This is a genomic window from Mycolicibacterium holsaticum DSM 44478 = JCM 12374, assembly GCF_019645835.1.
GTDB classification, from domain to species: domain Bacteria; phylum Actinomycetota; class Actinomycetes; order Mycobacteriales; family Mycobacteriaceae; genus Mycobacterium; species Mycobacterium holsaticum.
On record NZ_CP080998.1, the window covers coordinates 1,117,009 to 1,143,584 of the forward strand.

21 protein-coding genes are annotated in these 26,576 nt (G+C 65.4%); 14 read left to right on the plus strand and 7 right to left on the minus strand.

The window, feature by feature from the left end:
- Positions 1–5: 5 nt before the first annotated feature.
- A complete protein-coding gene (locus tag K3U96_RS05465; protein WP_220692320.1) occupies positions 6–428 on the minus strand; it encodes a DUF4383 domain-containing protein in 423 nt (140 codons plus the stop codon).
- Positions 429–1,251: 823 nt separating this feature from the next.
- On the opposite strand from K3U96_RS05465, the gene gnd reads away from it, so the two are divergent.
- The 12 genes from gnd (at position 1,252) to K3U96_RS05525 (ending at position 14,277) form a co-directional block, all read left to right on the plus strand.
- Positions 1,252–2,274: a phosphogluconate dehydrogenase (NAD(+)-dependent, decarboxylating) gene (gene gnd / locus K3U96_RS05470; protein ID WP_220693402.1), complete on the plus strand. Its 1,023-nt coding sequence runs from the start codon at positions 1,252–1,254 to the stop codon at positions 2,272–2,274.
- Between the two features lie 5 nt (positions 2,275–2,279).
- The gene (zwf, locus tag K3U96_RS05475) at positions 2,280–3,653 is read left to right on the plus strand and encodes a glucose-6-phosphate dehydrogenase (protein WP_268875930.1); all 1,374 of its coding nucleotides are present in this window, start codon (positions 2,280–2,282) and stop codon (positions 3,651–3,653) included.
- Between the two features lie 335 nt (positions 3,654–3,988).
- A complete protein-coding gene (locus K3U96_RS05480; protein WP_220693403.1) occupies positions 3,989–4,699 on the plus strand; it encodes an MlaE family ABC transporter permease in 711 nt (236 codons plus the stop codon).
- Complete coding sequence (locus K3U96_RS05485; protein WP_220692321.1) at positions 4,696–5,550, plus strand: ABC transporter permease; 855 nt, start codon at positions 4,696–4,698, stop codon at positions 5,548–5,550. Before K3U96_RS05480 ends, K3U96_RS05485 begins: the two co-directional genes overlap by 4 nt.
- Positions 5,551–5,554: 4 nt before the next feature.
- Positions 5,555–6,841, plus strand: a complete 1,287-nt coding sequence (locus K3U96_RS05490) for an MCE family protein (protein ID WP_220692322.1) — start codon at positions 5,555–5,557, stop codon at positions 6,839–6,841.
- The gene (locus K3U96_RS05495) at positions 6,838–7,866 is read left to right on the plus strand and encodes an MCE family protein (protein ID WP_220692323.1); all 1,029 of its coding nucleotides are present in this window, start codon (positions 6,838–6,840) and stop codon (positions 7,864–7,866) included. The genes K3U96_RS05490 and K3U96_RS05495 overlap by 4 nt, the downstream gene beginning before the upstream one ends.
- Complete coding sequence (locus tag K3U96_RS05500; RefSeq protein WP_220692324.1) at positions 7,863–9,101, plus strand: MCE family protein; 1,239 nt, start codon at positions 7,863–7,865, stop codon at positions 9,099–9,101. Before K3U96_RS05495 ends, K3U96_RS05500 begins: the two co-directional genes overlap by 4 nt.
- Positions 9,098–10,342 carry an MCE family protein gene (locus tag K3U96_RS05505; RefSeq protein ID WP_220692325.1) on the plus strand — a complete coding sequence of 415 codons (1,245 nt, stop codon included), beginning with the start codon at positions 9,098–9,100 and terminating at the stop codon, positions 10,340–10,342. The genes K3U96_RS05500 and K3U96_RS05505 overlap by 4 nt, the downstream gene beginning before the upstream one ends.
- 5 nt (positions 10,343–10,347) lie before the next feature.
- Entirely contained in the window at positions 10,348–11,478 is a 1,131-nt protein-coding gene (locus K3U96_RS05510) for an MCE family protein (RefSeq protein WP_220692326.1), read from the plus strand.
- Between the two features lies 1 nt (position 11,479).
- Positions 11,480–12,916: an MCE family protein gene (locus K3U96_RS05515; protein ID WP_220692327.1), complete on the plus strand. Its 1,437-nt coding sequence runs from the start codon at positions 11,480–11,482 to the stop codon at positions 12,914–12,916.
- Between the two features lie 67 nt (positions 12,917–12,983).
- A complete protein-coding gene (locus K3U96_RS05520; protein ID WP_372514881.1) occupies positions 12,984–13,565 on the plus strand; it encodes a peroxiredoxin-like family protein in 582 nt (193 codons plus the stop codon).
- 88 nt (positions 13,566–13,653) lie between these two features.
- Positions 13,654–14,277, plus strand: coding sequence for a TetR/AcrR family transcriptional regulator (locus K3U96_RS05525; RefSeq protein WP_069404395.1), 624 nt, complete (start codon positions 13,654–13,656; stop codon positions 14,275–14,277).
- Here the strand turns inward: K3U96_RS05525 and K3U96_RS05530 are convergent.
- The 4 genes from K3U96_RS05530 to K3U96_RS05545 are packed head-to-tail and all read right to left on the minus strand — an operon-like array spanning position 14,274 to position 20,602.
- The gene (locus tag K3U96_RS05530; RefSeq protein ID WP_220692328.1) at positions 14,274–15,209 is read right to left on the minus strand and encodes an alpha/beta fold hydrolase; all 936 of its coding nucleotides are present in this window, start codon (positions 15,207–15,209) and stop codon (positions 14,274–14,276) included. The genes K3U96_RS05525 and K3U96_RS05530 overlap by 4 nt on opposite strands.
- Complete coding sequence (locus K3U96_RS05535; protein ID WP_220692329.1) at positions 15,202–16,953, minus strand: hydantoinase B/oxoprolinase family protein; 1,752 nt, start codon at positions 16,951–16,953, stop codon at positions 15,202–15,204. The genes K3U96_RS05530 and K3U96_RS05535 overlap by 8 nt, the downstream gene beginning before the upstream one ends.
- Entirely contained in the window at positions 16,950–18,992 is a 2,043-nt protein-coding gene (locus K3U96_RS05540) for a hydantoinase/oxoprolinase family protein (protein ID WP_220692330.1), read from the minus strand. The genes K3U96_RS05535 and K3U96_RS05540 overlap by 4 nt, the downstream gene beginning before the upstream one ends.
- Positions 18,992–20,602, minus strand: a complete 1,611-nt coding sequence (locus tag K3U96_RS05545; RefSeq protein ID WP_220692331.1) for an aldehyde dehydrogenase family protein — start codon at positions 20,600–20,602, stop codon at positions 18,992–18,994. Before K3U96_RS05545 ends, K3U96_RS05540 begins: the two co-directional genes overlap by 1 nt.
- Positions 20,603–20,656: 54 nt before the next feature.
- Here K3U96_RS05545 and K3U96_RS05550 point away from each other — a divergent pair, with 54 nt between their 5' ends.
- Both K3U96_RS05550 and K3U96_RS05555 read left to right on the plus strand, forming a co-directional pair.
- Positions 20,657–21,490: a fumarylacetoacetate hydrolase family protein gene (locus K3U96_RS05550; protein ID WP_220692332.1), complete on the plus strand. Its 834-nt coding sequence runs from the start codon at positions 20,657–20,659 to the stop codon at positions 21,488–21,490.
- 15 nt (positions 21,491–21,505) lie between these two features.
- A complete protein-coding gene (locus K3U96_RS05555; RefSeq protein WP_069405733.1) occupies positions 21,506–23,041 on the plus strand; it encodes a class I adenylate-forming enzyme family protein in 1,536 nt (511 codons plus the stop codon).
- Between the two features lie 28 nt (positions 23,042–23,069).
- Here K3U96_RS05555 and K3U96_RS05560 read toward each other — a convergent pair whose 3' ends face one another.
- A complete protein-coding gene (locus K3U96_RS05560; RefSeq protein ID WP_220692333.1) occupies positions 23,070–24,602 on the minus strand; it encodes a GMC family oxidoreductase in 1,533 nt (510 codons plus the stop codon).
- Between the two features lie 84 nt (positions 24,603–24,686).
- Positions 24,687–26,558, minus strand: a complete 1,872-nt coding sequence (locus tag K3U96_RS05565) for a propionyl-CoA synthetase (RefSeq protein ID WP_220692334.1) — start codon at positions 26,556–26,558, stop codon at positions 24,687–24,689.
- Positions 26,559–26,576: the final 18 nt, after the last annotated feature.

Consider the following 26,576-nt stretch of genomic DNA (forward strand, 5'->3'; position numbering starts at 1 on the left):
GCGGGTCAGGTCCGAACCCTTCTGCGTCGCTTGGTCGGGTCACGTTGGCCTGCCAGCGTCAAACCGAGCACCGCCATCACGACGGCAAGCCCGAAGTGCAGCCAGTTGGCACCCCGGTCGGCGAGCAGTTCGTAGAGCCACAGGACGAAATACACCAGCGCGCCGCCCAGCAGATAGGCCCGGGCCGCGGCATAACTGTGCGCCATCACGAAACCCAACGCGCCGGTGACCAGGTGCACCATGTTGTGCAGCGCAGAGACGGCGAACACCCCGAACACCTCGGCGCCCGTATGTTCGGTCGCCCACGTCAGCCGGTCGTACTGAGCCGTGACGCCCGGGATGAACCCGCACACGCCGAGTATGAGCAGGCCGGCGCCGACGAAGATCGCGGCGGCTTGCACGGCCATGTACTTGGGGGTTGTCGCCATCATCTCCACCTCCGCCCGACCCGAGGTTATTGACGGGTCAGCAGATCGATGAGATACCCCCGGCGGCGGGCCGTTAACCGGCCCGGGCGGTCACTTCTTGATGTAGCAGTTCGGGGCGTTGCCGCAGTGATGGCCTTGGTCGCACTTGTGGCAATGACACGAACAACCGGAACGGTCGTTGGCTGGTGCACGCATCGCAGATCAACTCCTCTGTCGAATCGGTCGCGCGCCGACGGGCGAACGTGCGGACACATATCAACATATGCCGATATCGCGACCCTGTCGATGCTCGGCGAATCGCCGTTCCGCGCCGGCGCGCACATCGCGCGCCGGCCCCTCGTCAGAGGGATTTGGCCGACACCCTCTGGGCGATCCCGGCCGTGGTGGTGGCGATGGGATCCACCGGAATGCCCTGAGTCGGTGTCCCGCGGCCGGGGCTTGTCCGTGAATCCATTGCCGTACAACCGAATATGTGCCGCGGCGCCGCTTCGGCGCGAATCGGGTCGATTTGCTCCGCATTGCATCGTGGGTGCCTATAGTCGTTAGCTGAGTTTCCTATCGGCGGGGTCCCACGGGAATGAGCCCAGGCGGTAGGCGACTGCCATCTGGGCCGGTGCCGCGATGAAGCACCCCTGACGTCCGAAAGGCGTTGCCGCCCTCATCGGTTCGCCGCTGGGCGGCAGCGGCAGGCGGGGATCGGAGGAGCGTCGGTGAAGGGCAGGTGACCGCCGCCCGGCGGGGCGGCTACAACGACGACAATGGGTCTCACGGCTCGGGCCGATCGATCTGATGACGAAGGAGTGACATGGCTACCGATACGCCGATGCAATTGGGGATGGTGGGCCTGGGCCGGATGGGCGCCAACCTGGTGCGGCGGCTGATGCGTGACGGGCACCGCTGTGTCGCCTATGACCGCAACGCAGACGCCGTCGCAAGCCTGGCCGGCGAGGGCGCCACGGGCGCGGAGTCGTTGCGCGACTTCGTCGACAAGCTCGAGAAACCACGTGCGGTCTGGCTGATGCTGCCTGCGGCGGTGGTGGACGCGACGCTCGATCAACTCGCGGACCTGCTCGACCCCGGTGACACGGTGATCGACGGCGGCAACTCCTACTACCGCGACGACATCACCCGCGCGAAAGCCCTGCAGGAGCGCGATATTCACTACGTCGACTGTGGCACCAGCGGCGGGGTGTGGGGCCTGGAGCGCGGGTACTGCCTGATGATCGGCGGTGAGACCGACGTAGTCAAGCGCCTCGACCCGATCTTCAAGACCATTGCGCCGGGTCAGGGTAGCGCCGAACCCACCCCCAGCCGCAGCCGCACCGACGGCACCGCCCCAGACGGCTATCTGCACTGCGGACCAAGCGGCGCAGGGCATTTCGTGAAGATGGTGCACAACGGCGTGGAGTACGGGATGATGGCCGCCATCGCCGAGGGGCTGAGCATCATCAAGCACGCCGACGCCGGCACCGTCGACCGCACCGTCGACGCCGAAACCACGCCGCTGCGCGACCCGTGGGCGTATCAGTACACGATCGACGTCGGCGAGGTGGCCGAGGTCTGGCGGCGCGGATCGGTCGTCGGCTCGTGGCTGATCGATCTGACCGCGGACGCGCTGGCCCGGTCACCGCAACTCGACGACTTCACCGGCCGGGTCTCGGATTCCGGGGAGGGACGCTGGACCGTGCTGGCCGCGGTCGACGAAGGGGTGCCCGCATCGGTGATCACCACATCGCTGTTCGAGCGGTTCGAGTCGCGCCAACTCGGCGGCTTCACCGACAGGGTGATGTCGGCGATGCGCAGTGAGTTCGGCGGCCATCATGAGAAGACGGCGGAGAAAGGCTAGCCATCGTGACTGCACCCGCCGATGTGCTGGTGATCTTCGGTATCACCGGTGACCTGGCCAGGAAGATGACCTTCCGGTCGCTGTACCGGTTGGAGCACCGGGGGCTGCTGAACTGTCCGATCGTCGGGGTCGCCCTCGACGACTGGTCGGTGTCGACCCTGCGCGACCATGCCCGCAAAGCGATCGAGGCGGGCGGTGAGCACATCGACGAGAAGGTGTTCGACCGGTTCGCGCAACGGCTTTCGATGGTGTCGGGCGACTTCGCCGACGCGAAGACCTATGACCGCGTGGCCAGGGCGATCGAGGGCAAGCACACGCCGGTGTTCTATCTGGAGATACCGCCGTCGTTGTTCGGCCGCGTCGTCGAGGGGCTGGCACGGGCCAACCTGACGACGCGGGCCCGGGTCGTGGTGGAAAAGCCGTTCGGCCATGATCTGGCGTCGGCGCGCGAGCTCAACGACAAGCTCAGCAGCGTGCTCGAGGAGTGGCAGATCTTCCGCATCGACCACTTCCTCGGCAAGGAACCGGCGATGGACATCATGTTCCTGCGCTTCGCCAACTCGGTGTTCGAGCCGTTGTGGAACCGCGACCGCATCCACTGCGTGCAGCTCACCATGGCCGAGAACTTCGGGGTCGAGGACCGCGGCAGCTTTTACGATCCGGTCGGGGCGCTGCGCGATGTGGTGCAGAACCATCTGCTGCAGCTGATCGGGCTGTTCGCCGCGGAGCCGCCCAGCGTCGCAGGCGCCGACGGGTTACGGGACAAGCGCGTGGAGGTGTTCCGGGCGATCCCGGCGATCGAGCCCGCCCATTATGTGCGCGGACAGTACGACGGCTACACGTCGGTCGCGGGGGTCAAGCCGGATTCGCAGACCGAGACGTTCGCGGCGCTGCGGCTGGAGATCGACAACTGGCGTTGGTCGGGAGTGCCGTTCTTCCTGCGGGCCGGCAAGGGTTTACCGGTGCGCGCCACCGAGATCCGGGTCATCTTCAAGCGGCCGCCCAAGCTGCCGATCACCGCGTCGACGCACGACGCCAACGAACTCGTGCTGCGCATCGATCCCCGCCCGGGAGCCGACCTGTTGGTGCAGGCCAAGGAGCCCGGCGCCTTCCGCACCCGCACGGTGGACCTGTCGCTGATCTTCGCCGAAGAGCTGGGCGAGGCGCCCGAACCCTACGAGCGGCTGCTCAGCGACGCCATGCGCGGCGACTCCAGCCAGTTCGCCCGCGAGGACGGCGTCGAGGAAACCTGGCGCATCGTACAACCTCTGCTGGACGCGCCACCGGCCGTGCAACCGTACCCGCGGGGTTCGTGGGGACCGCCCGGGGCGGCCAAACTCGTTGCCGGATACCCGGGTTGGCGCGAACCCTGGTTGTAGCAACTCCGGCAGTGGGTAGACCGTGAACACCTCCTTTCACTGACTGCCGGTCACCACCCGATTAGGTACTTGACGGGTCAGCCGGATGCGTGCTCAAATTATGAGCGTACAGTGTACTCCTACTGGGAGGTTGCCATGTCTGGCTCTCTGCGTCGGCGGATCTTGGGCATCGCCCTGGTAATGCTCCAGGGCGCAGGGGCGGGAGCCTGCCCCGATGTGAGCATTGCGATGCATCAGACGCGCCGGTGCGGCGACGGGACTTCGCCGATCGGGAAACCGTGAAGCCGACCCACGTCGTCGCTCGACCGCTGCGTGGCGTCGGCGGCTTTTTCGCCATGGCCCTCGACACGCTCGTCCTGATCCCGAGGCGTCCGTTCGCGTGGCGTGAGTTCCTTTTGCAGGCATGGCTTGTCGCCAGGGTATCCATCGTGCCGACCCTGATGCTGTCGATACCTTTCACCGTGCTGCTGGTCTTCACCTTCAACATCTTGTTGGTCGAATTCGGCGCCGCCGACACATCCGGCGCCGGTGCCGCGTACGGGTCGGTGACTCAGATCGGTCCGGTCGTGACGGTTTTGGTGGTCGCGGGGGCCGGCGCCACGGCGATGTGTGCGGACCTCGGGGCACGAACGATCCGAGACGAGTTGGACGCGTTGCGTGTCATGGGCGTCAACCCCATCCAAGCGCTGGTCGTTCCGCGGGTGTTGGCCGCCACGGTCGTGGCGTTCCTGCTGTCACCACTGGTGGTGTTGGTGGGGCTCACGGGCGGGTTCATGTTCTCGGTATTCGTTCAGCACGTCACCGCCGGGGCCTTCGTCGGCGGTATGACGCTGTTCACCGATGTCGACGATGTGCTCGTCTGCCTGATCAAGGCGGCGCTGTTCGGGCTGGCGGCCGGCCTCATCGCCTGCTACAAGGGCATTTCCGTCGGGGGCGGGCCGGCCGGCGTCGGCGAGGCGGTCAACGAAACGGTGGTGTATTCGTTCCTGGCGCTGTTCGTGATCAACATCATCGCGACCGCCGTCGGCGCCGAGGCCACACTATGACCTCGAGCGCGACCGGCAGGCCATCCTCGCGACTCCGCAACCGATCGCACGCGTGGGTCGACGCCTGGAATCGAGTCGGAAGCCAAGCCCAGTTCTACAGCCAGACGCTGCTTTCCGTCGGTGACGCCGTGGTCAAGCACAAGACGGAGATGATGCGCCAGATAGCTCAGATGAGCCTGGGCACAGGGGCGTTGGCCATCATCGGTGGAACGATCGTGATCGTGGGCTTCCTGACCTTGTCCACGGGGGCGCTGATTGCGGTGCAGGGCTATAACCAGTTCGCCGACGTCGGGGTGGAGGCGCTGACCGGTTTCGCGTCGGCGTACTTCAACGTCCGGTTGATCGCGCCGTTGACCGCGGGCATCGGGCTGGCGGCCACCATCGGTGCGGGCGCGACAGCGCAACTCGGCGCGATGCGTATCAACGAGGAAATCGACGCGCTCGAAGTCATGGGGATCCGTTCGATCGCCTACCTCGCCTCGACCAGGGTTGTCGCCGGGGTGATCGTCGTCATCCCCCTGTACTGCGTGGCGGTGCTGATGTCGTTTCTGTCCGCACGCTTCGGCACGACCGCCGTGTACGGGCAATCCACCGGTGTCTACGACCACTACTTCAACACCTTCTTGAACCCGACCGATCTCATCTGGTCCTTTTTTCAGGCGGTCTCGATGTCGGTGATCATCATGCTGGTGCACACCTACTACGGTTTCGCCGCCGCGGGCGGGCCCGCCGGCGTGGGCGAGGCGGTAGGGCGTGCCGTCCGGACTTCGTTGATCAGCGCGGTTTTCCTCACCGTCTTCGTTTCGCTGGCCATCTACGGCCAGTCCGGCAACTTCAACTTCTCGGGATAGTCCGATGAAAGCCGGCGTTGCGCTGAACCGGATCCGCCCGGGCTGGTGGACCCTGATCCTCATCGTCGCCATCGCCGCGCTGGTGTTCGTCTGCTCGGCGTTGTTCGCAGGGACCTTTCGTTCGTTCATCCCGGTGACGCTGACCTCAGACCGATCGGGGCTGGTGCTCGAATCCGGGGCCAAGGTCAAACTCCGCGGCGTTCAGGTCGGGCGGGTCGCCACCGTGACCGGCGGCAGGCACCCGGTACGGCTGGGACTCGACATCTATCCAGAGCAGGTCGACTACATCCCGGCGAATGTGGAGGCGCAGATCCGCGCGACCACGCTGTTCGGCGCCAAGTATGTGGATCTGGTTTATCCGGAGCACCCCAGCAGAAAGCATATCTCGGCTGGGGACGTCGTGCGCTCACGCAATGTGAGCACCGAGGTGAACACCGTCTTCCAGAACCTGGTGGATCTGCTGCAACAGATCGACCCGGCCAAGATGAACGCGACGCTGACGGCGATCGCCGACGGGGTACGCGGACAGGGTGAACGCATCGGTCAAGCGACATCCGATGCGAATCAGGTGCTGCAGTCGCTGAATCCGCGGATGGACACACTTCACAAGAACTGGCGCGCCACCACGGGATTCGCCGATGCCTACAGCGATGCGGCGCAAGACCTCGCAGCGGTACTCGATGCGGCGAGCACCACCAGTGTCACCGTCACAAACCATGCCGACGACCTGGATGCGTTGCTGCTCAACACGATCGGTCTGGCCCGTGCCGGCACCGGTCTGCTCGGACCCAACCAAGGAAACCTCGTGCAGGCGGTCAACGGTCTCGAGCCGACCACCACCCTGCTGCGGAAGTACGACCCCGTGTACGCCTGTCTACTGCTGGGCTCGAAATGGTTCCTCGACAACGGAGGATACGAGCGGATCGGCGGAAACGGCCGGACTTCCATTCTGGACAGCGCCATCCTGCTGGGTGACGACCCGTACCGGTATCCAGACAATCTTCCCCTCGTGGCCGCCAAAGGCGGACCCGGCGGCAAACCAGGATGCGGGTCGTTGCCGGATGCGTCGAAAAATTTTCCCGTGCGGCAGTTGGTGACGAACACCGGGTGGGGAACGGGGCTGGATATTCGGCCCAACCCGGGCATCGGCCACCCCTGGTGGGTCAACTACCTGCCGGCCACCCGCGCCGTCCCGGAGTCTCCCAGCTTTCACGGGCTGGGGCCGCCTGCGATCGGTCCCGTTCCGAACCCCGCACCGCCGCCGGGGACCCTGGGCAGGAGTGAGCCGTGAAAAGCAATCTGCGGAGCGCAGTTTGGCGCCTGTCGATCTTCACAGCGGTGTGCATTGTTGGCCTGTCCGGCCTGCTGGTCGTGTTCGCCGAGCTGCGGTTCGGTGACGAAAGCTCCTACCGTGCGGAGTTCACCAACGTCAGCGGCCTCGAGCGTGGCGACTTCGTCCGGGTCGCGGGCGTCGAAGTGGGCAAGGTCGACGACATCGCGATCATGCCCAACGCCGTCCTCGATGTGAGTTTCACGGTCATCCAATCGATGGAGCTGACCCGAAACACCCGGGCGGCAATCCGCTACGACAACGTGCTCGGGGACCGATACCTGGCACTCGAGCAGGGAACCGGACACGCGCCGCGGCTGGAGCCCGGGCAGGTCATTGCGGTCGACCACACCCGCCCGGCGCTGGACCTGGACGCGCTCATCGGCGGGTTCCGGCCACTGTTTCGGGCGCTTGATCCTGAACAGGTCAACGCGCTGGCAGGCCAAATGATCAGAGCGTTTCAGGGCGAAGGAGCCACCGTCGGCTCACTGCTGGCGCAGACATCAGCGCTGAGCCACACGCTGGCCGATCGCGACGAGCTCATCGGCGACTTTATCGACAACCTCAACACGGTGATGGGCACGGTAAGCGCCGAATCCGGCCAGCTCGGCACGGCCATCGACTCGGTGGCGCAGGTGGTAAAGACCCTCGCGGGGCAAAAGGCAGGCATCACCAACGCGGTCGCGCACACCAACGAGGCCGCTGCCACCGTGGCCGATCTGCTTGCCCGGGCCCGCGCGTCCGTGGCAAGCACGGTGCGCCAAGCCGACCGCACCGCGGGCATCGTCATGGCGGACCACGAGTACCTCGACAACCTGCTCAATACGCTTCCCGATGCCTATCAGGCCCTTGCGCGACAAGGTATCTACGGAGACTTCTTCAGCTTCTACCTATGCGATGCGGTACTGAAGATGAACGGCAAAGGCGGCCAACCGGTGTACATCAAGCTCGCCGGACAGAGCACCGGGCGGTGCGCGGCGAAATGAGATCGTTCACCGAACGCAACCTCACGCTCATCGGCGGCATCGGCGTCGCGGTGACGGCCGGCGTCGTGTTCGGCGCCCTGAACTATGACGAGGTCCTACCCTTTCGTCAGGCCAAGCAGTATTCGGCCTACTTCGCCGACACGAGCGGTCTTCGGACCGGCGCCGACGTGCACGTGTCGGGCTACACGGTCGGCAAGGTGACCGGCGTCGAACTCGACAATGCGCGGGTGCTGATCACGTTCGAGCTCAGCGACGAGGTCCGCCTCGGCGACCGCACCGAGGCGGCGATCAAGACCAAGAGCCTGCTGGGGGTGAAGGTCCTCGAAGTGATGCCCCGCGGCGATGGCCAACTCGAGCAGACGATACCGCTGGATCGGACCACCCCCGCATATCAACTGCCCGATGCGCTCGGTGATCTGGCCGCGACGATCGGCGGGCTGGACACCGACCAGTTGTCGGACTCGCTGGCCACATTGGCCGAAACCTTCTCGGACACACCGGCAGACCTCAGGGCAGCGGTGGCCGGTGTCACGAGGTATTCGAAGACCCTCAACGAACGCGACGCCCAGTTACGCACCCTGCTCACCAACGCCAACAACGTAACCACGGTACTGGCCCACCACACCGATCAGGTGGTCGGCCTGATCACCAGCACCAACGCGCTGCTTTCCGAATTGCGGACCCAGAGTGACGATCTGAACCACATCGCCGGCAACATCTCGGCGCTGGCACGGGAGCTGTCAGGATTCGTCGCCGAAAACCAAACCCAGATGCGCCCCATGCTCGACAAGCTCAACGCGGTGCTGACGATCGTCGACCACCGCAAGGAGCGGGTACAGAAGTCCATCGAATTGCTCAACGACTACGTCATGTCGCTGGGCGAATCGCTGTCGTCCGGGCCCTTCTTCAAGTCCTACATCGCCAATCTGTTGCCGGGCCAGTTTCTGCAGCCGTTCATCGATGCGGCATTCTCCGACCTCGGGCTGGACCCCGCGGTGCTGTTGCCCTCCGAGCGCACCGACCCGCAGATCGGTCAGCGGGCCACCCCGGCGCTACCCATGCCCTACCCGCGCACCGGACAGGGCGGGGCACCCAGAACCACCCTGCCGGACGCCATCACCGGCGTACCCGGCGATGCGCGCTATCCGTACCGAGAGCCGCTGCCGGTACCGCCGCCAGGCGGTCCGCCCCCGGGCCCGCCCGCCGCCCCGCCTCCCGAGCAGGGGACTTCATGACCGAATTACGTGGCGCCAGAACCGCCGTCGCCGCCGTGCTCGTCCTCTTACTGTGCGCGGCCACCGTGGCGGTCACCGGGGCGGACGGGGAGCGAGGTCGGACCCACATCGTGGCCTACTTCGACAACAGCAATGGCATCTTCACCGGGGATGAGGTGCGCATCCTCGGCGTGCCGGTCGGCGGGATCGCCAAGATCGAGCCGCAACCGCTACGCGCCAAGATCACCTTCTGGGTCGACGACAAGTACAAGGTGCCAGCCGACGCGCAGGCCGTGATCGTGTCGCCGTCGTTGGTCACATCGCGGGCGATCCAGCTGACACCGGCCTACACCCACGGAGCCGTGATGGCCGACGGTGCCGTGATCCCCCAGAACCGGACACTGGTCCCGGTGGAATGGGACGACCTTCGGCAGCAACTGGAGAAGCTCACCGCGACCCTGCAGCCCAGACAAGAAGGCGGGGTCAGCACATTCGGGGCATTCATCAACACCGCGGCCGACAACCTGCGGGGCGAAGGCGCGAACATTCGCAACGCCGTGCTCGCGTTGTCCCGGGCTTTGTCGACGTTGGGAGATCACAGCGCAGACCTCTACTCCACCGTGCGAAACCTGTCCACGTTCGTCACGGCGCTGAGTTCGAGCGCAGACCTCACCGCACAGCTGAACCGGAATCTGGCCGCGGTCACCGCGCTGCTGGCCAACGACCCACATGAGGTCGGACGCACCGTAGCCGACCTCGACGCCGCCGTCGCCGGCGTCGAGAGGTTCGTCGCCGACAACCGCGACGCGCTGGGCACCACCTCGGACAAGCTGGCATCGGTATCGTCGGCCATCGTCGAGCGCATCGACGAAGTCAAGCAACTGCTGCACGTGGCACCCAACGCGGTGCAGAACTTCGCCAACACCTTTGAGCCCGCGCACGCATCGTTCACCGGGGCGATGGCCGTGAACAACTTCGCCGACCCGATCACGTTCCTGTGCGGTGCGATTCAGGCGGCCTCGCGCCTGGGCAGTGAGCAGTCGGCCAAACTCTGCGTGCAGTACCTGGCGCCGATCATTAAGAACCGGCAGTACAACTTTCCGCCGGTCGGGGTCAACCCGTTCGTCAATGCGCAAGCCCGTCCGAACGAGGTCACCTACAGCGAAGACTGGATGCGGCCCGACCACGCGCCCGGGGCCGTTGCGACCGAACCAGCCGCGGGCCTGCCAGGAATGATGGCCGCGTATGGGGAACGGGGGTGACCCGGATGCCTCTGCGGCGCAGCCTATTCGCACTCGCCGTCCTGACCAGCCTTGCCTCGCTGTGCGGATGCGACTGGCGTGGGCTGAACTCGCTGCCCATGCCGGGAACCGCGGGCGGCGGCAGTGATTCATACGTGGTCAGGGCCGAACTGCCCGATGTGGTGAACATCCAACAGAACTCCAGGGTCCGTGTCGGCGACGTCACGGTCGGCAACGTGACGAAGATCGAAATCCAGGATTGGCATGCACTGGTCACGATGACCATCGACAGCGACGTCGAACTGCCCGCCAACGCCACCGCGACGGTGGGGCAGACCAGCCTGCTGGGAACAATGCACATCGAACTGGCCGCGCCCACCGGGGTGGCGCCCGAGGGCAAACTGCGCGACGGGGCGCTGATCCCGCTGCCGAACGCAACGGCCTATCCGACGACCGAGCAGACCCTCGCGGCGATCTCGCTGCTGCTCAACGGTGGCGGAATCGGTCAAATCCAGGACATCACAGAGGCTTTCAGCACCGCCTTCCGCGGCCGGGACATGGATCTGCGCAGCCTGCTCGAACAACTCGATCGGTTCATCGGCCGACTCGACGGCCAGAAGGACGACATTCTGGCCGCCACAGAAAGCCTGAATCGGCTCACCGGCCAGTTCGCTGGGCAGCGAATCGTGATGGAGCGCGCGCTCCGCACGATTCCCGACGCGCTCGCCGTGCTCCGAGACGAGCGCCGCAGCCTTGCCGATGCCCTCGACCGGTTCGGTGAGTTCAGCGCGCTGGCCGCTGATGCCGTCGACCAAACCAAGGAGGCGATGCTGCACGAGTTCGAGGACATCGCACCCGCGCTTGCGGCACTCGGGGACGCGGGGCCGGCACTGACCCGGTCACTCAGCCTGCTGACAACGTTTCCGTGGCCGAAGGAGAATATCCCCAACTGGATCCGGGGCGACTACGCGAATTCAACCCTCGTCGTCGACCTGACCCTCAGCCGCATCGATTCCTCGTTTTTCACCGGCACCAGATGGGAGGGTGACCTGACCGAACTCGAGATTCAATGGGGTCGCACAATCGGTCAGCTGCCGAGCCCGTACACCGGCGGCAATCCGCTGGTGGCTCCGTATCACTGGGACCAGGGCCAGTGAGATGCGGATAGGCCGGCGGATCCTGTTCCAGCTCATTATTTTCGGGGTGGTGGCCACCGTCGCCGGGGCCATCATGGTATTCGGCTACATTCGGTTGCCCGCACGCTGGTTCGGCTTGGGCCAGTACACGGTCACCGTCGAGTTGCCTGCGGCTGCCGGGCTGTACAAGACCGGCAACGTCACCTACCGGGGTACGGAGGTCGGGCGGGTTGCGGATGTACGCCTCACCGATACCGGCGTTGTGGCGGTGTTGTCACTGCGATCGGATATTCCCATCCCGTCGGACCTCGACGCTGAAGTCCGCAGCCACAGCGCCGCCGGGGAGCAGTACGTAGCGTTGTCGCCGCGCAACGCGACGTCGCGGCCACTCGAGAACGGCGACGTCATACCGCTGAGCCGTGCAGCGGTACCGCCGGACGTCAACGCGCTGCTCGACGCGACCAACCATGGTCTACAGGCCATTCCACGCGCTGACCTCAAGACGGTCGTCGACGAGAGCTACACCGCGGTCGGTGGACTCGGACCAGAGATCGCTCGGATCGTAAAGGGGTCCACGCAGTTGGCCATCGATGCCCACGCGCATCTGGACGCGATCACGCAGCTTGTCGACGAGGCGTCGCCGGCACTGGCGGCGCAGGCCGACACCGCATACGAAATATCGTCCTGGGCATCTCATTTGAGGGTCGTCACCGACGAACTGCGGTCCCAGGATGCCCCGGTCGCCGGCCTCCTCGAACGAGGTGGTCTCGCCATCGGAGAGGTCGAGGAGCTCGTCGAGCGGTTGCAGCCCACGCTGCCGATCGTGCTGGCCAATCTCGTCGCCATCGATCAGGTCGCCATCACGTATCAAGCTGCGATCGAGCAGTTGTTGGTGCTGATGCCGCAGTCGACCGCCGCATTGCAGGCCACGATTGTCAGCGGCGTGAACACCAAGCAGGACTACAAGGGCAGCTTCTTGGATTTCAATTTGAACATCAACCTGCCTCCGCCGTGCACCACGGGTTACCTGCCCGCCCAGCAGCAGCGGCCACCGAGTTTCGAGGATTACCCCGACCGGCCTGCGGGCGATCTGTATTGCCGAGTGCCGCAGGACTCCCCGTTCAATGTGCGGGGCGCGCGCAACTTCCCCTGCCAAAGCGTGCCGGGCAAACGCGCACCGACGGTGAGGTTGTGCGAAAGCGACGAGCAGTACGTGCCACTCAACGACGGCTTCAACTGGAAGGGTGACCCCAACGCGACCCTGTCCGGCCAGGAGGCCCCACAGGCGCCCGCGCCGACCGCACGGCCGCCCGGCCCTGACGCACCGATCGCGGTCGCCGAATACGACGCCGCTACCGGTACCTACCTCGGCCCGGACGGGCGGGTCTACACCCAACGCGATCTGGCTCGAAACGGGGGCGAGCGAACGTGGCAGTCGATGATCGTGCCGCCGAGTTGACCCCCAGATATCCGACCGTGAAATGAAAACCTGTAGGCATACGATGTCCTCGTAAGGATGGTGAATTGTGAACCGACTGAATGCCGGCGCGACCGTGAACGTCCGTGAAATAGCCACTGTCACGGGAGAACAAGTGGCGGTGCCCGACGCGAAGCTGTTGACACATATGCAATTCCGGCGGTTTGCCGGGTGTCCCGTCTGCAATCTGCACCTACGCTCCGTGGCGAACCGGCACGCAGAGATCGAGGCGTCGGGAGTTCGCGAGGTGGTGTTTTTCCACTCAACGGCAGAAGACCTCCTGCCGCATGTTGACGTGCTTCCGTTTGCCGTCGTCGCCGATCCGAAGAAGCGTTTCTATCGAGAGTTCGGTGTGGAGCAGGGGCGGCGCGCGGTGCTGAACCCGCGGGCCTGGTGGCCCATAGCGCGGGCCGTTGCGCACAGCGTGACAGGCATTCTCACCCGGACCGCCCGGCCGCCTGCCGCCAACCCCGAAGGGGGCCGATACGGCCTGCCCGCCGACTTTCTGATCGCGCCCGACGGCCGCATCGTGGCGTGCAAGTACGGCGATCACGTCGACGACCAATGGTCGGTCGACGAAGTCGTCGACCTCGCACTTCAATACCAGCGGCGAAATGCAGAGATGCCCTGAGGAGCAGCGAAACATGGTGCGGAGTCAGGCATCCGGCGCGTGGTGACCACACCGGCGAATCGTACGCGTATGGTGTACGGTCATTGCTATGCCTCGGCCGAAGTCGCTGACGTCCGAAGAGATCGCCACGGCGGCACTCGCGGTGATCGATCGCGGAGGGCTTGCCGCGCTGTCGATCCGCGCCGTCGCCGCCGAACTCGGCGTGGGGACGATGTCGCTATACCGCTACTTCGCCGACCGCGAGCAACTGGAAGGCTATGTCGTCGACCTCGTGTTCGCCTCGATATCAACTGACTTACCCGCCCGGTCGTCGTGGACCAAGCGCGTGGAGACGCTGCTGCAACGCCTTCGGGATGCCGTTGCCGATCACCCGGCAGTCGTACCGCTGCTGCTTACTCATCGATTCACGGCGGAGAGCGCGATGCCGTGGTCGGAGCAGTTGATGAGCGCCCTCGCCAAGGCAGGGTTCGACGGGAAACACCGATTTCTCGCGTTCAGGCTGCTGACGAGCTACGTGATCGGTGTGGTGCAAAGCGAGCATTTCGGTGTGCTGCCGTTGGCCGGGCAGCCGATCGAGGCGGAACGCCACGAACGCGAGTATCCACTGCTGGCCGAGAACGCACCGTACGCCCGAAACGCGGTATCCGACGAGGAGTTTCGCTGGGGGCTTGCGATCGTTCTGAACGGGCTCGAAGCGACGATCGAGGACTAGTTCGCTTCGTGCGCGATACCGCGTCCACCCATGTCCTGGAGAAACTCGAGGAGTTCGGGAACGATTCGTTCGTGCGCATCTTCCTGCAGATAATGTCCCGCATCATCTAGCCGCACGATTGTGGCGTGCGGAAACATCGGGGCCCACAGATCGTCCAGCATGTCGGGGCTGAACGCGACGTCGTTCATGGCCCAGACGATCTTGACCGGGCGGTTACGGAAGTGTTCGGTCAGCCGCTGTTCGACACCGCCGAGGTACACCGACAGCGGTTCATCTGGGTGAGCGGGGATCTGGCGGGGAAAGGCGAGCACACCGGTCCGGCTTGACCAGCTCGGATGCGGGGCAAGGTAGGCACGTTTGATCTCCGGGGTCAGCCGGTCACGGTGTACGACGCCGACCCGAAACAGAAAGGCGCGGTGGAAAAGGTTGAGGCCCTTGACCATGAGTTCCCCGACGATCGGAGCGCGGAACAACTTCAGCGGAAGGGGGAAGCGCCACGGCCCTCGCAGCCTGTGGGCGCTGGTGTTCAGGATGAACAGACCCGCGACCCGGTCGGGATGGTCGGCGGCCCATACCAGCGCCAGCCCACCCCAGTCCTGCGGAACCACCGTCACCTCATGCAGATCCAGTGACGCCAGAAGGGAATCGAGCCGACGCGTATGGTCGGCGATCCCGTAACGCGCAGCCTCGGCAGGCTTGTCGGACCGGCCGAAGCCGAGGAAGTCTGGAACTATCACGCGATAGCCGTGTCTCACCAACGGCCCGACGAAGTTGCGGTAAAGAAACCCCCACGTCGGGTTCCCATGGACCAGCAACACCGGCCGCCCATCGCGCGGGCCCTCGTCGATGTAATGCACTCGCCCCTCCGGGGTGTCAAACCATCGGGGCGGGTACGGCCACAACCCGTCGAATGACCAGTCCGTGTCAGCCATGTGCGGCCCCGCGGAGCCGGTCGGTTCCCGCCGCGTCGAGAACAAACCGACCGTGCTCGGTGGTGTCGACCGCGACACCGTAGACGTCCCGGGCGGCCGCCACAGAGACATAGCCGGCGGTGACGTCGGTCAGCACCTGCTCGGCCGGGCGCTGCAGTGGATCGCCGAACCCGCCGCCGCCCCCGAGCTCGACGATATGGCTGTCACCGTCGGCGAGGTCGACCGCCGCGACTTTGCCGCTCGGGAAATGCACCTGCTCGCCGTCCGCACGTTCGATGCGGATCTGGTTGGCTGCCGCATCATGTCCGCCGGCCAGCCCCCAAGGGGCGCAGGCCGTTCGCTCGATCCAGGTGTCCATCCGGGCTCGGGTGTGCATTCGCACCATGAGCCGGGTGCCGAGGCCGCCGCGGTATCTGCCGGGACCCCCGGAGTCCTCGCGCAGCGCGTACTCCGTGATCGTCACCATCGGGTACTTGGCTTCGACGACCTCGATCGGGCTGTTGTGCGTGTCGCCGTCGTTGATGCACATGGTGGCGTTCTGGCCGTCCGCGGTCGATGTGGCGCCCCAGCCGCCGCCCTGCGGTCCGCCGTAGAACTGAAAGAACCGGCCGGTCGTTTCGTCGACACCGTAGGTGTGCGTCATCCCGAGATCGGCATGATGGCCGGCGATCGCGGCCCCCGGTACGACGTCGGCCAGTGCCCGGAAGATCGAGTCGACGACGGTCATCGGGTAGGTCATCCACAGACGCATGGCCGCCGGTTTCGTCGCGCTCACCACCGTCCCTTCTGGTAGCTGGACTTGCAGCGGACGTATTGATCCCGCGTTGATGGGGTACGTGGTCGGCGAGGTGAGGCATTTGAAGGCGACCTGGGCCGCCGAGCGACCGGCCGTCGCGCCGGAGTTGAAGTATCCAGCCACCTGGGGGCTCATCTCGCTGAGATCCACCGTCATCCGATCATCGTCGATGACCACCCGTACGCGCACGGGTATTCGGGTTCCCAGCCCCACACCGTCGTCATCCATATAAGCCTGCCCGTGGTATTCACCGTCGGGTATCTGCGCAACAGCTTGGCGCGCAAGCTCTTCACTGCGTCGGTAGAGGTCTTCGATGCTGGCGTTCACGACCGCGGTTCCGTATCGCTCGAATAGCCGCTTCATCCGGGCTTCCCCGGTGCGGATCGCGGCGATCTGGGCACGGAAGTCACCCATCGCCAGGTTCTCGAACCTCACGTTGGTGGCGATCAGGCGCGTCAGCTCGTCATCTTGGACGCCTTCCTTGTAGATCTTGACGATGGGGACCTGGAGGCCCTCGGAGTAGATGTCCGTCGTGGTGCCCCCGAGTACACCGCCGACGTCGATCCAGTGCGCCATCGACGACGCAAAGGCAACCAGCTGGCCCTCATGGAAGATCGGCAGCGTGAAGATCATGTGGTTGAGGTGGCTACCCATGATGTAGGCGTCGTTGGTGAGAAGGATGTCGCCCGGCTTGATTCCGTCGCTGCCGTAGAAGTCGAGCTTCGCCTTGATCGCATCGGACAGTCCGCCCACGAACATCGGCAGTCCGAGCCCAACCGAGATGGTGTCCCCGTTGGGGTCAAACAGTCCGACGGTGAAGTCCTGTGCCTCGTAGATGATGAGGTTGTAGGCGGTCCGCATGAGGTTCGTCTTCATCTCGTCGGTGATCGAGACGAACGCCGAATGAAGTATCTCGGCGGTTATCGGGTCGATGCCTGTCACCGTCATCCTCCGATCTCGATGAGAAGGTTTCCGAAACCGTCGACCTCCAGCGTGTCTCCGGGTCTCAGCAGGGTCGTGGTCGTCGGTTCTTCGATGACTGCCGGGCCCTCGATCCGGTTCCCGGCCAACAACTTCGCGCGGGTGTAGACCCGGGTCGACACCGCGCCGTCGACCGGATCGAAGATCACCTCACGGTGGCCCGTACCGGCCTCTGGTGGCGGTGCGTCGCTGCCTTCGGCGATCTTGGCCAGGTCGGGTTTCGTCAGCCGCCCGATCGCCGACACCCGCAGGCTGACGATCTGCGCCGGCTCGTCGGGAGCGCTGTGGCTGTATCGCTGTTGGTGCACGGTGTCGAAATCCTTTTTGAGCTGCGCGACGCTTGCCGCTCCGGCATCGAAGGCCGGCAAGGTCACAGTCACCGTGTGCTCCTGACCGACATAGCGCATGTCGGCGGCACGGACGAACTCCACATCGGTGAACCCGACGTCGTTCATCAGCAGTTCGCGCTCGCATGTGGTTTCCAGTTCGCTACACATGGCGTCGAGGTGTTCGGCCATCCCGGGCTCCAGTGTCTGGACGCCGGTCTGCACCACATCGCGGCGCGCGTCGGCCATCAGCATCCCGAGAGCGGAGAACACCGCAGGCACGGGAGGAATGACGACACGACCTATCGAAAGCTCGCGAGCCACCAGCGAAACGTGAAGCGGGCCGTTGCCGCCATATGCGACGAGCGCAAAATCGCGTGGGTCCAGACCCCGTTCGGTCGTCACCGCCCGCACCGAGTTCGCCATCGCCGCAGCGCCGATGGCGATGACTCCCGCGGCGGTCCGCACCGCATCCATATCGAGTTCGGCGGCCAGGTCCTGCATGGCTCGTCGGGCGGCATCGCCGTCGAGGTGCAAGCCGCCGGCGAGGTTCCCGTCCGGCGAGAGATGCCCGAGCACGACGGCCGCATCGGTGATCGTGGGATGCGTGCCGCCGCGTCCGTAACAGGCCGGGCCGGGGTCGGCGCCGGCGCTGCGCGGCCCGACGTGAATTCCGCCTGCGGTGTCCAGCCAGGCGACGCTCCCGCCACCTGTGCCGACCTCGACGATGTCCAGGCAGGGAATGCGGATCGGCAGCCCGGTCAGATAGCCGCCGAGGTAGTAGTCGCTGGCCAACGGGAACGTCAGATCGCGGATCACCGCGGATTTGGCTGTCGTGCCGCCCATGTCGAATGCGATGGCATCGCGGTACCCCAGCGCCTCGCACAGTGCGATGGTGCCCACGACGCCCCCCGCGGGGCCTGATTCGAGCATCTGCACGCATTGCCGGGCGGCGGTGGACACGTCGGACACACCGCCGTTGGATTGCATGATGGCCAGCGGTACCTGTATCCGGTCGGCCATCCGCCCGAGATAGTCGCTCACCAACGGGCCGACGAATGCGTTCGCCGCGACAGTCGAGGTGCGTTCGTACTCGCGGTACTCGCGGGTGATTTCATGCGATAGCGTCACGTACCGTCCCGGCAGTTCCTCACGCAGGATCTCACCGACGCGTTGTTCGTGAACGGGGTTTCGGTAGGCGTGGAGCAGGATCACGGCGACGGCTTCGATGTCGCGCCCGGCGAGTTCCCTGGCCACCGCCCGCACGCCCTGCTCATCGAGTGGCGTCGTGACCGTGCCGTCTGCTCGCAGCCGTTCTGCGACTTCGAAGATCATGTCTCGGGTCACCAGCGGGCGGTGCTTGGTGAACGACAGGTTGAATGCGTCGGGGCGGTTGATCCGGCCGATCTCGTAGACATCGCGGAACCCGGCGGTGGTCACCAAAGCCGTTCGTGCGCCGTGTCGCTCGATGAGTGCGTTGACGACGATCGTGCTGCCGTGCACGAGGTGACCGATGTCGGTGACGGCGACCCCGGCGGTGCCGACCGCCTCGACGATCCCCTCGATGAGGTCGCGCGGTGTGCTCAGCGACTTACCGAGGATCATCTGTCCGGTTTCGTCGTCGAAGGCGACGACGTCGGTGAAGGTCCCGCCGATGTCGACCGCTGCCCTGATTGGCATCAATTCTCCTTCGAGGTGTCGGCGTCACTGGGTGGCGTGTCGAGCGCCGCGGCCACGACGGACCGGGCCAGGCCTGAATACGGTGGAAAGAAGGCGTGGATGAGATCACCCTCGCCTCGGGTGACCACCGCCCGCTGATGGGAAAACTCACGGAAACCCTCGACGCCGCGGTGCCTGCCGTACCCGCTGTGCCCGGCACCGCCGAAGCCGAGCGAAGGGATCGCGCCCTGGATGGTGCATGCGTTGACACACAAGCCCCCAGACGTCGTCCGGTTCAGGATGTGGTCGACGACCGAGGTGTCGGTGGCGAAGACATACAGCCCGAGGGGCGGGGGACCCGAGTTCACGTAGGCGATGGCTTCGTCGACGGAATCGTATGGCTTGACGGGCAGTATCGGACCGAAGATCTCTTCTTGCATGACCGCGAGGTCGTCGGGCGGATCGATGATCAACGACACCGGCATCTGCCGGGTGCCGACGGCGACGCCGCCATCGGCGGGGAAGGTGAGCACCCGGCACCCGCGGGCATGCGCCTCTTCGGTAAGACTCACCAGCCGTTGCAGGTGGTGCTCGTTGACGATGCCGACACAGTCGGGGGACTCCGAGTAGGACGGGACGGTAGATTGCAGGTAGCTCATTGAGCGCTCGACGAATTCGGTGACCTGATCGCGGGGGACGAGGCAGTAGTCCGGGGCGATACAGATTTGGCCGTTCTTGACGAGCTTGTTGCCGAGGATGTGACGCACCGTGTCGTCGGTCACGCGGTCGGTGTGGACGATCGCCGGGTTCTTGCCGCCCAGTTCGAGTGTCAAGGGTACGAGGTTCTGGGCGGCCGTTGCCGCGACTTGCCTTCCCACCGTGGAGTTACCGGTGTACACCAGGTGCCCCCATGGCAGGGCGGGAAAGGCTTTCGCCAGCTCCAGGCCACCGCAGACAACCGCCATCCGGTCGGAGTCGAATGTGGCGGTAACCATGTCCCGCAGCAACTCCGCACATGCCGGCGCTACTTCCGACGGTTTGATGATCACGCGATTGCCCGCACCGAGCATGTCCGCGGCCGGCCCGAGCGTGAGCGCGAACGGCAGGTTCCACGGACCCATGACGCCCAACACCCCCTTGGGCTGGTACCGGATCTCCGATCGAGCCGAACCGAACAGTGTGGGATCCACATACCGTTCCTGCGAAGCGGCCCACAGGGGCAGTTGTTGGCTGATGTAGCTCGCCTGCCCCGCCACCGCGAGAACCTCGGTCATGACCGTGAGTTCTTCGGGATGCACGGCGAAGTCGGCGACCATCGCCTCTTGGATGCGGCTGCGGTTGTTCATCACCATCGCGGCGAGCGCACCGAGATGCTTCTGACGTTCGGTGAGCGACGGCGGTCCTGATTGCCGGAAAGAGGCGTGCTGCGCGTCGAATAGACGGGTCAGCGATTCGATAGCGGTGTGATCCGAAGCTGCAAGCGTCGCATCGGAACTGCCGCCGCTTGGCGCCTGTCTGGTCTGGCCCGCGAGCGTCATGCCGCCTCCTCCGTGGCTGGTTGGTGAACACGCTTGATTCACCATGAGAGTACACTGTACGCTTAACCTACGCCGGTGGGTGCGCTCGGTCAACACCGAATCCATACCCGCGCGAGCGATCCACTACCCATCGGGAAAGGAGCGGGGATGCGACTAGCCACACTGAAGGTGAACGGGGCCACCGCGGCGGGACGCGTGACAGGCGATGAGGTCACGCTGCTGCCGTTCGCCGATGTCGGAGACCTACTGGCGTCGGGGCCGGGGTGGGCTGCGCGCGCGGCTGACGGTGGTGAGCATTCGATACCGCTGAGGCACGCCGAATTCGCCACGCTGATACCTCATCCCGAGAAAGTGCTATGCGTGGGTGCGAACTACCAGGACCATCTGGACGAGGTCGGACTCGACGTTCCGCAGTTTCCCACGCTGTTCGCGAAGTACAGCCGCAGCCTCATCGGAAGCGGTGATGTCATCGTGCTGCCCGCCAACTCCCAGGCAGTCGATTGGGAAGTCGAACTCGGCGTCGTCATCGGCGCGGAGATCCGTCATGCCGACGCGAAAGAGGCGTTGTCCGCGGTGGCCGGCTACACCATCGTCAACGATGTCAGCATGCGCGACTGGCAGCTGAGAACATCACAGTTCCTGCAGGGCAAGGCCTTCGAGGCGGCGACGCCCGTCGGCCCGTACCTGGTGACGCCCGACGAGGTCGCAGACCCGGGCGACCTCAGGATCACTTGCGCGGTGGACGGCGAGGTGAAGCAAGACTCGAACACGGGAAGAATGCTGTTCTCCGTCGCCGAAATCGTGTCCTACATCAGCTCGTTCATCACCTTGGTACCGGGCGACCTGATCGCCACCGGCACCCCGGCGGGTGTCGGCGCTGCGTGTCAACCGCCTGAGTTCCTCACTCCCGGACGAGTCATGCAGTCCACGATCGCCGGGCTCGGACAGCAGGTCAACATGTGCGTGGCCGCAGCCGGCTGATCCGAGGCGAACGACATGCAGATCATCGAATTCTTCGACCGGGGTGCGCAACTGAACCCGAACAACGTCGCCTTCGTCGCTCCGGACGGAACTGGCGCGTTGACTTACGCTGAGGTCGAGTCGTTCACCCATCGTGTCGCGGCGGCTCTTCACCGCGATGGGTTCGGAGCCAATGCGCCCGTCGCGGTGCTGAGCCCCAACACGCCGGCACTGTTTCCCTGCGTGCTCGGCGTACTGCGGGCGGGCTGTTCGTGGGTCGCCCTGAACGCAAGGTCGACTCCGCATGACCTCGCCGCTTTCCTCGAGCTGGTGGGCGCTCGGATGCTTTTCCATTCGAAGACCATGGCCGACGTCGCTGCCGAGTGCCGTTCGGTCGTGGGCACACTCGAGCGCACCGTGGTCATCGAGGAGATAGATGACTGGCTGTGTCCACGGGGTTCGCGGGTGGACCTGCCGCCACTGGATCCTGAGGCGATCGCCGGCTACTTCGGCACCGGAGGTACCACCGGCCGGTCAAAGGCCGTGGAAGTGCCACACCGAGCCTTCGAAACGATGATTCATGCGTTCAACACACATATGCCCGAGCATCGCCCGGTTCACCTCGTCGCAGCGCCCCTCACGCATGCGGCCGGAACGATGATCCTGCCGGTACTGAGCACGGGCGGGACCAACGTCGTCCATCGTGGGGTGGTGGCGGCCGAAATCCTCGAGTCGATCGAACGCAACCGTGTTACGCGACTATTCCTACCGCCCACCGCGATCTACAGCCTGCTCGCCGACCCGGCGGTCCGCACTGCCGACGTGTCAAGCCTGCGCTATTTCCTCTATGGCGCCGCGCCGATGTCGGTCGACAAGCTGATCGAAGCGCTTTGCGTGTTCGGTCCGGTGATGACCCAGGTATACGGGCAGACCGAGGTCCCGATGCTCTGCACATTTTTCGCCCCGGACGAGCATGCAGCCGCTGCGGCCAACCCGGATCTGCACAAGCGCCTGGCAAGCTGTGGACGCCCGTCGCTGGTCGCCAATGTCGCCGTGATGGGTGACGACGGTGGCCTGATGCCCCGGGGTGAGCGTGGTGAGATCGTGGTGCGCAGTTCGTTGCAGATGAAGGGGTATCACCGCGCGCCGGAGGAAACCCGCGCGGTGCGACGTCCAGGGGACTGGCACGCGACCGGCGATGTCGGCTTCCTGGATGAGGACGGGTATGTCTACCTGGTCGACCGCAAGCGAGACGTCATCGTCTCCGGCGGTTTCAATGTCTACCCCGGTGCGATCGAACAGGTCATCTGGGGCCATCCCGCCGTCCAGGATTGCGCGGTGATCGGGTTGCCCGACGAGAAGTGGGGCGAGCGGGTGACCGCCGTCGTCGAACTCAAAGAGGGCTGCTCGGTCGAAGCGGCGGAGCTGATCGGACTGTGCCGTGAGCGGTTCGGCGCTGTGCAGAGCCCGAAGGAAGTCATCTTCCGTGAGCTTCCGCGGTCAGCCGTGGGCAAGGTGCTCAAGCGGGTGTTGCGGGACGAATACTGGGCGGGCCGAACGCGTCTCATCTAGGTGTTCAAAGTGCGGCCGACGGTCAGCCTCAGGTACGGAAGCTCGTCGACGGCAGGTTCAGGATCAAATCCGCTGCCCGCCAGGCGATCATCAACGTCGGGGCATTGGTGTTGCCCGACGTCACTTCCGGCATGACAGAGGCGTCGGCGACGCGAAGATTACTCAGCCCTCTGACGCGTAGGTGCGCGTCGACAACGGAATCGGGGTCGCTGTCTGTCCCCATCTTGCAGGTCCCGACCGGGTGAAACCAGGTGTTCACGTGCTGGCGGACATATGCGCGCAAATCCTTGTTGTCGCTCACCTGTGGTCCCGGCGCCAGTTCGGAACCGGTCCAGTGCCGCAGGCCCCTGCTGGCAGCCAGTTCTCTGGACAGCCGGATGGCTTCGACCAGCCCGTCGACGTCGGAATCGTCGGCCAGATACCCGGGGTCGATGAGTGGGTTGTCCACCGGATCGGCGGTTTTCAGCGTGACGCGCCCGCGGCTTCGCGGCTTCAGCAGGCTCGGATAGAACGAGAAAGCCGAGCCGGGCTGTGCGTCCACCCCCGGTATCGGGACGTTGAGGATCCCGAACTGAACGCCAGGTGCGGTGGTATCTGAGTTGCAGAACAGGCCGACTTCACTGTGTTGGTTCGGGCCCGCGGGAATGGCCTGTCGGGATGTCCAGGTGATCGGTACCCCTGGGTGGTCGTGGAGGTTCTCACCGACCCCGGGCAGGTCCACCACGGGCGCGATGCCGAGGCCGCGTAGCGTGTCCGCAGGCCCAATACCCGAGAGGAGCAGGGCCTTCGGCGATTCGATTGCGCCCGCGGCGACGATCACTTCGGCGTCCACGCCGACGACTTCATGTCGTCCACACCGCTCGTATTCGACGGCGGTGACTCGACCTCGCCGGTTCACCGCCAGGCGCAAGACGCGGGAGTTCGCCCGCACTGTGAGGTTAGGGCGTTGGAGAGCCGGCCGCAGAAACGCCGAGGCTGCGCTGCATCGGCGACCTTTCTCGACGGTGAGCTGGTTCCATCCGACACCCATCACGTTTCCACCGTTGAAGTCGTCGATGAACGGATACCCGGCATCGACAAGCCCCGCCACGGCAGCTTCGGAATGCGGGTTGCGCCGTTGCGGAATCGTCACCTTCAGCGGACCGCCGACGCCGCGGTGGGCCGGGTCGCCGCACGGGTAATCCTCCATGGCCCGAAACGCCGGCAACACATTCGAGTAATGCCATCCGGTATTTCCGAGCTCTGCCCATCTGTCGTAATCGGCCGGGATGCCGCGCATGTGCACCATCGAGTTCATCGAGCTCGAGCCGCCGAGGACTCTGCCGCGGGGCCAGGCGATCATCCGCCCCGCTGCGAACGGCTGCGGCACCGTCGAATAGCACCAGTCGATCTCGGAGCCGAGGGTCTCCAGCCATCGCGTCGGGTCTTTCACGCTGGCGAGGTCGTCATCGCTGCCGGCTTCCAGCACCAGCACCGACGCATCGGAATTCTCGGATAGCCGGTACGCCAGCACGCATCCCGCCGAGCCCGCGCCTACGACGACATAGTCAAACGACGCCATGAAATTCACCGTCCGAATCAGCCGGGGTATGCCGTCCCCGGATGTGCCGATGTTATAGGCGTACGGTGTACTCGGTCAACGGGCTCAGCGCTGCAGGATCGGCTTCAGCGCGTCGAGCACGGCGGGATCCTCGATGGTCGACGGCACCGGCTCCTCGCGACCGTCGGCGATGCCGCGCATCGTCTTGCGCAGGATCTTGCCGGACCGGGTCTTGGGCAGGGCAGGCACGACGTCGACGGTCCTGAAACACGCGACGGCGCCGATGTTGTCGCGCACGGCCGCGACCAGTTCGTCAGCCAGCCGGTCGGTGGGAGCGCCGGCCTTGAGCACGACGAACCCGCGCGGCACCTGGCCCTTGATCTCGTCGGCGACGCCGATGACGACGCACTCGGCCACGGCCGGATGCGCAGCCAGCACCGCCTCGAGCGAACCCGTCGAAAGGCGGTGTCCGGCAACGTTGATCACGTCGTCGGTGCGTCCGAGCACGAACAGGTAGCCGTCCTCGTCGACATATCCGCCGTCGCCGGTGAGGTAGTAGCCGGAGAACGCCGAAAGGTAGGACGCGACGTAGCGGTCGTCGTCGCCCCACAGCGTCGGCAGGGTTCCCGGCGGCAGCGGCAGCCGCACGCAGATCGCGCCTTCCTCGCCGACGTCGCACTCGCTGCCGTCGGTGCGCAGGATGCGGACGTCGTAGCCGGGCATGGTCACCGTCGCCGAGCCGGGCTTGATCGGCATCGGCTCGATACCCATCGGGTTGGCGGCGATGGACCAGCCGGTCTCGGTCTGCCACCAGTGATCGACCACCGGCAGGCCCAGCTTCTCCGACGCCCAGTGATAGGTGCCCGGGTCGAGTCGCTCCCCGGCCTGGAACAGGTACTTCAGCGCCGACAGATCGTACTTGCCGATGTGCAGGCCGTCGGGATCCTCTTTCTTGATGGCGCGGATCGCGGTGGGCGCGGTGAACATCGCCTTGACCCGATGTTCGGCGGCCACCCGCCAGAACGCGCCGGCATCGGGGGTGCCGACGGGCTTGCCTTCGTACAACACCGTCGTCGCGCCGAGCATCAGCGGGCCGTAGACGATGTAGGAATGCCCGACCACCCAACCGACGTCCGAGGCGGCCCAGTAGACGTCACCGGGGTGGGTGTCGTAAATGTGGCGCATGCTCCACAGCAGCGCGACCGCGTGTCCACCGTTGTCGCGCACGATGCCCTTCGGCTTGCCCGTGGTGCCCGAGGTGTAGAGCACGTAGAGCGGATCGGTGGATTTCACGGGTACGGGGTCGACGGGCTGTGCGGTGGACATCAGCTCGTGCCAGTCCAGATCGCGACCGGCGACCATGTCACACCGCTGCTGCTCGCGCTGCAGGATGACGCACGTCTGCGCAGGATGTTCAGCCATCTCCAGCGCCGCATCGAGCATCGGTTTGTAGTCGACGATGCGGCTCGGTTCGATGCCGCAGGACGCCGACACGATCACCGCCGGGCGCGCGTCGTCGATGCGCGCGGCCAGTTCGTGCGCGGCGAACCCGCCGAACACCACCGAATGCATGGCGCCCAACCGCGCGCACGCCAGCATCGCGATCGCGGCTTCGGGCACCATCGGCAGGTAGATCACGACGCAGTCGCCCTTGCGCACGCCCAACTGCTGCAGCACACCAGCGAAACGCGCTGTGGCCGAATGGAGTTCACGGTAGGTGTAGGTCTGCTGGGTCCCGGTCACGGGGGAGTCGTAGATCAGCGCGGGTTGATCGCCGCGGCCGCCTTCGACGTGGCGGTCGAGCGCGTTGGCGCACGTGTTGAGTTCACCGTCGGGAAACCAGCGGTAGAACGGCGGGTTGGAGTCGTCGAGGATCTGTTGTGGCTCGCGCGTCCACGTCACCTCCCGCGCGGCGTCCGCCCAGAACGCCGCGGGATCGCGGAGACTGGCGTCGCACAGCTCCCGGTATCCGGCCATACCGGCACGGTAGCGCGC